The organism is Moorena sp. SIO3H5 (genome assembly GCF_010692395.1).
Taxonomy (GTDB): domain Bacteria; phylum Cyanobacteriota; class Cyanobacteriia; order Cyanobacteriales; family Coleofasciculaceae; genus Moorena.
In genome coordinates, this window is sequence record NZ_JAAHHS010000491.1 from 1 (window position 1) to 5,138 (window position 5,138).

Genomic DNA, 5,138 nt, shown 5'->3' on the forward strand with positions numbered 1-5,138 from the left:
CCGGGACAGCACCAAGATGGTCTTGATGGCTATGGGAGATCAGGAGCAGGTGAGGATTATCCAGATAGTCCAAGGCGGGCAAAGGGTCGTAGCCTTTGGGTCGAGTGCCACAGTCTAAGACTACTTCATACGGACCAATCAGAATTTTGAAACAACTGGCACCAATGCTTCTAGCTGCTCCTAAAGGAGTAACAATTAAACGATCATAGGATTGAGAATCAACACTTAGAGATGGGATATCCGGAAACTGGTAATAATATACGTGGATATAGTTTCCCTTCAAACTCACTCGTGCTTGTTGCTGGGTTGAAGGGGAGAACGCTTCCCATTCCCATCTTGTTCGACTTCGCTGTTTAGGCAAGTCTAATTGCCAATCGTTGACATCGGTTTTCTGTTTCAACGTGGCTAAGACTCTATCAATGGTTTCCGTCGGGGGAGCAGCTAGTGTGGATTTGGAGGGATAATGGTCATCTGATAGCCTGGTCAGAGCCTGCTGTAACAAGGTTGTTTGGGTTTGTTGAAATGTTGACTCATGTTTATACTTCCTAGACTCGACCGGCTTGTGGCTGCGGTTTTTCTTCGAAGCTGGGCGGCTATTGGAATTGTGCTCTACTTGGGGTAAAGCTCGATGTAAAATCAGGGTATCTCGTTGGCGCTTAGCAACTACTTCCCACAGTTCCCCAATTTTCATGTGCTTGCTAGAGCCCAAGACACTGATCTTCAGGGTTTTATGTCCTGGTCTGGAAACTTTTAGTTGTACAAACTGTCCTCGTTTTCCTAACTGCACTACTCTGCCAGCGATTAACCATTGCTCTTCCTGGACTTTATCAGTCATGGCTTCTAGGTAGAGAGAGCCTATTACACCATCTGAGCTAGTATTAGGCGCGACTTGCCAGGAATGGATTCCAGTAGGAATATCATCAGTGGGCAAGGTTTTGATTTTGAATCGAAGGCCATCCTGACTGAGGAGATAGTTTACCTGAGCTACTGACTCGATGTTTCCAGTTAAGGTGCATTGGATGGTGTTGCTCATCGCTGTAGTGCCATTAACAGTGGACTATTTGGGGATTTTTTAATTAGTTGCCACTTTAATGGTAGACAAGGGAATGGGAAATGAGCCCAAATTACTTGGGTAGTTACTGATGGCCTTATAGTTTACCAGATTCGGTAGAGTGAAGCATTTGGATCAACACCTTTAGGACAGGGGTCTCCCCTGTCATCTGCTAGTTTATTTACATTTTTAGGTAAGGTAAGCGCCTAGCTATGATGAGCTAAAAACTTCTTAAGCCAAGGCTCAGTGATTTGTTCTAGTGATTCAAGGGTGACATCTGCGATCGCAAACCGTTGATCCTCTAGATTTTCTGGTGCTGGAACCGCAATACATCCCATGCTCGCAGCTTTGGCACTAATCACGCCACGAACCGAATCCTCTAAGGCCACACACTTTGTTGGTTCTATACCCAGACGACGGCTAGCCCTGAGATATACTGCTGGATGGGGTTTACCAAATTCCTCCGCTTCTGCTGATGTGATCACATCAAAGGCATCCTTTAAATCGAGCCGTTTGAGTACTGTATCAATTAGACTCATGGGAGATGACGTGGCTAGGGCTAGGGGTAAGTTTAATTGCCGACACAAGTTTACAGCTTCAATTGCACCTGGCATCGGTTGTCCCATCGTCATCAATAGGTCACTCATCCTAGTGATCATTGTTCGACATACCTCAGCTTGGCTAATACCAGTCCAAGGAAATCGAGCATACCAATACTTAACTACCTCATCGTTTCGCAAACCCGTGGTTTGAGAAGTCATACTCTCGTTGAGGGGAATGCCAAGGTCATTGAATATTTTTATTTCTACTTGAGACCAAAACGGTTCGCTATCAATTAGCAAACCATCCATATCAAAGATGACAGCTACATCCTGCATTAAAATCTTCCTCAAGAGTCGATATCTAGAAATGTCCAGGTTCCAGGCTGTGGACTCCAATTAGTCAATTATATCGGTAGCTTCTCGATAGGGATACAGGGTGAGCTCATCTAATTTAGTAGAAAATGTACTTGACAAAAAGCCTCGAATATTATCCTATCCAGAAAACTCAATTCACACTATAATCAAGTTTTAATATTGAGTTTAAAAACGGATAAATAACAAATGCTAAAGGGTTTTGGTTATCAATTAAAAACCCAATTAAAAGTTGACTGTAAAAAAGTAAAAAAACAACAGTTAATCTCCATCAATGCTATCCACGCTAACTTATTAAGTTATTTCGATTACAATTGGCTAGAGTTTCTTTGATTTATTAAGGGGGTATGGCAACCGGATTTGGTATAAGTTGAGGTGCGCTTGACCCGTAATTTAATTACGGGTCAAGCGCACCTTCGGCATTCTTCCGTGTTCCCGTAGCTTGGCGAAAGGCCAAGCTATAAACCCCAACTTAAACGAATTATGTTGGGGGAGTTCACGAATCTACTTGAACATGACCAGTACAAGAAGTAGAGGTTCCTATATATCTTCAATTAACCTGGTTAGATTGGGCATAAAGCCCGGGATGCAGATTCATTGAAGTAGCCAATAACAATAGCTTGGCCAAAGGCGGACTCGATCTTGGGTGAAAGTCAAGCGGACTTGAGTTAGCAACTCAGTGTAACCCTGAAACACAAATCTACGAAGCCCATGAAGTAAATTCGTATTACTCCTCAAGATCGACTAAAAATCTTTCTCGTTTTTCTTCTTGACCACAACAACTACTGGTTGAGCATTTTCGGCAACTTCACCACTCTGCTTCAACTCTTCAATGGCCCTAGCAATCCTCTTAAAAAGCCTACCCTCACCATATTGCAAATCTTTAATATCATCCTTCTTGGCAGACCCCATGTCTAGGATAATAGTGTTTTCTTTCTGAAGTGTACTCATGAACGTTCTCCTAACTAAATTTTAGCAAGCTTTGTCAAAAGTTGTATCATGCCCAGCTCTGCCCTTCTAAAGAACTTCAAAGTAATGTAATGAACATTCCAAAAACTTTTGAAGAACTCAAACTTTTTTGCCTTCAACATAGCCATTAACTGACCCATTACATCGAAGTTAAGGGCAGACCAGAAACCAAACTAAAATTTCATTAACTTAGACATACTCTTGGAATAGTTCTTTCCAAGATCCTTGATCCAACCATTTTTCTTCTTACGATTGGACTTTTCATGGCGCTCCTTATAGATCTTACTTGCATCATCGAGACGCTTTGCTTGTTTAAATATAGCCTTCTCAAGAGGCTTTAAAGCTGCTGCCTGCTTCTTCTTCTTCTTTTTCTTGCTCCTCTTACCCGAAGAACCAGACAAGACGTCAGGTGTGCCTCCAAAAGAATCTTCACTGCGTAGAATGACAGCGCTCTTCATTCCCTCACTATCAGCCATAACGTTTAGGTTCCTAGATTGATTTAAGTACTACAGCTGATTCTATCGCATAAAACATCAGTGATCAAGAATTAAAGCTGATTTGTAAACAAAACCTCAACAAGCCAGTCGGCGAGTCATTAAAATTGGCGATTCGGGCAAAGACCGACGCTACGCGAGCGCCACACTGGAGTCTTCTTCACCTCCCATTTGTTATCGGAGTGGATGACGCAATTGGCCATGGATTCTCAGCCCATACCCAAAGCGGTTGCCATTTACGGAAATAACCATAGACCCTTGGGTGAGGTGGAAAGTCATGGTGCAGCATGTTCAACTGGGATCCACTGGAGCAGCACATAGCAGATACCGTTGATGATAGGAGCGCAATTTTACCCTCCTCAGATGCCCAAATCCCTTCAGCTTCGGTATAAGCGGTCGCAACACTTCCGATTCCACATCACTCATATCACTTGGATAGGGTTGGCGGTGATGATTGGAGATTTGAGGCAAACGACTCATGGATATAGGGTTCAACTCGTCTTCTATTTAAGATTACAAGTCACTCAGCCAGGCTTCGAGTTAGCTTTAGATTTTCTTTACAAATCAGCTCTTCAACTGACGTGAGTAGTGAAACTGCATCTTTTCATAGTAAGACTTCAGGTCAACGGTTTTAACCTCTCCCACTGTTCAAAACTTCACGTCCCCTCGATTCATCTAATGCACCCATTGATCACACTACTTTTAGGATATAACCAGTTTTAAAACACGCCCTAGGGGGGCGTGCGCCATACCCAGAATCAGCAACGCCTTTCTCCTTCACATTTGAGAGAACCAGTACCGATCATGCAAAAAATAGGAAAAACGACTGTATAGGCTGGAATTTCCGATCCACACTTATGAGTGAGTACTCTGTTATATTTTCTGAGGAAAGTCTTTACGCTTCAGAACTTTTGCTCCTGCCAGCAGTATTCTAGCACTGAGGCCAATCAGTATAAAAATACCAATCCATTCCAGATATGGAAGATGGGGAATTTGTTTAAAAAACTCTTCAGCCAGTTGAGTATGAATAGGTTCAATCGCTTTAAAATAATGTTGATAAAGGAAACTATAAACTGCAACTGGTTCAGTTATTAGGAGTAAATAGGCGAGAGATTGAAAACCTAATACCAGCAACAGTCCAAAAATATTACTGGTTAACTCAAATGCAATGGTTCGTGCTCGCAACTCAGGTAAAACCAGGTTATTGTACTCGCTAATAGTATCAAAGAACTGGTTAATCGAACTTCTAATACTTTTTGGTTCTAAACTTTGTTTGAGAGAACGTTTATCTGCCTGGCGATTATATTTTTTAGATGTCTTGAAGAAATCAAATTCAGGTAATAGGTACTGTAGTGTACCATCTAGAGTTAAAAAAGATCGACTCATTTTGAGAAAAGTCCAATTATTTGGGATACGATATTTGGTCAGCACTTTAGATAAGTCAGCCGTTGCCGCACCAAAAGACTTTTCTTTAAACTCTACCCCTTTAAGTTGCGCTTTGGAGGACCAACTCTCTATAGCACGCGACATCTCTGCCCTGACTGTAGGTACATTAACTCTGGGAATCTCAACAGCCAACCGCATGATGTAATTAGACGCTTTGCTAAAATCTCCATATGTCAATGCATTCGTATACTCATTATAAGTCACCCTCAAATCCCTATCCAGGGATCCCACGCTACCCATGTCAATGAATACGACTTTGCTCCG

Annotated in this window: 4 protein-coding genes and 2 pseudogenes; all 6 read right to left on the minus strand. The window is 42.3% G+C overall.

The window, feature by feature from the left end; translation table 11 throughout:
* Positions 1-1,033, minus strand: a pseudogene (locus F6K52_RS31975) (MBL fold metallo-hydrolase); the annotation flags it as partial.
* Between the two features lie 224 nt (positions 1,034-1,257).
* Positions 1,258-1,944, minus strand: a complete 687-nt coding sequence (hxpB, locus tag F6K52_RS31980; protein ID WP_293088412.1) for a hexitol phosphatase HxpB — start codon at positions 1,942-1,944, stop codon at positions 1,258-1,260.
* A gap of 765 nt (positions 1,945-2,709) precedes the next feature.
* On the minus strand, positions 2,710-2,916 hold the full coding sequence (locus tag F6K52_RS31985; RefSeq protein WP_293088414.1) for a hypothetical protein: 207 nt from the start codon (positions 2,914-2,916) through the stop codon (positions 2,710-2,712).
* Positions 2,917-3,107: 191 nt separating this feature from the next.
* Entirely contained in the window at positions 3,108-3,410 is a 303-nt protein-coding gene (locus tag F6K52_RS31990) for a hypothetical protein (protein WP_293088416.1), read from the minus strand.
* A gap of 309 nt (positions 3,411-3,719) precedes the next feature.
* A complete protein-coding gene (locus tag F6K52_RS31995) occupies positions 3,720-3,908 on the minus strand; it encodes a hypothetical protein (protein WP_293088418.1) in 189 nt (62 codons plus the stop codon).
* Between the two features lie 393 nt (positions 3,909-4,301).
* Positions 4,302-5,138 (minus strand): annotated as a pseudogene (locus F6K52_RS32000) (AarF/ABC1/UbiB kinase family protein); the annotation flags it as partial.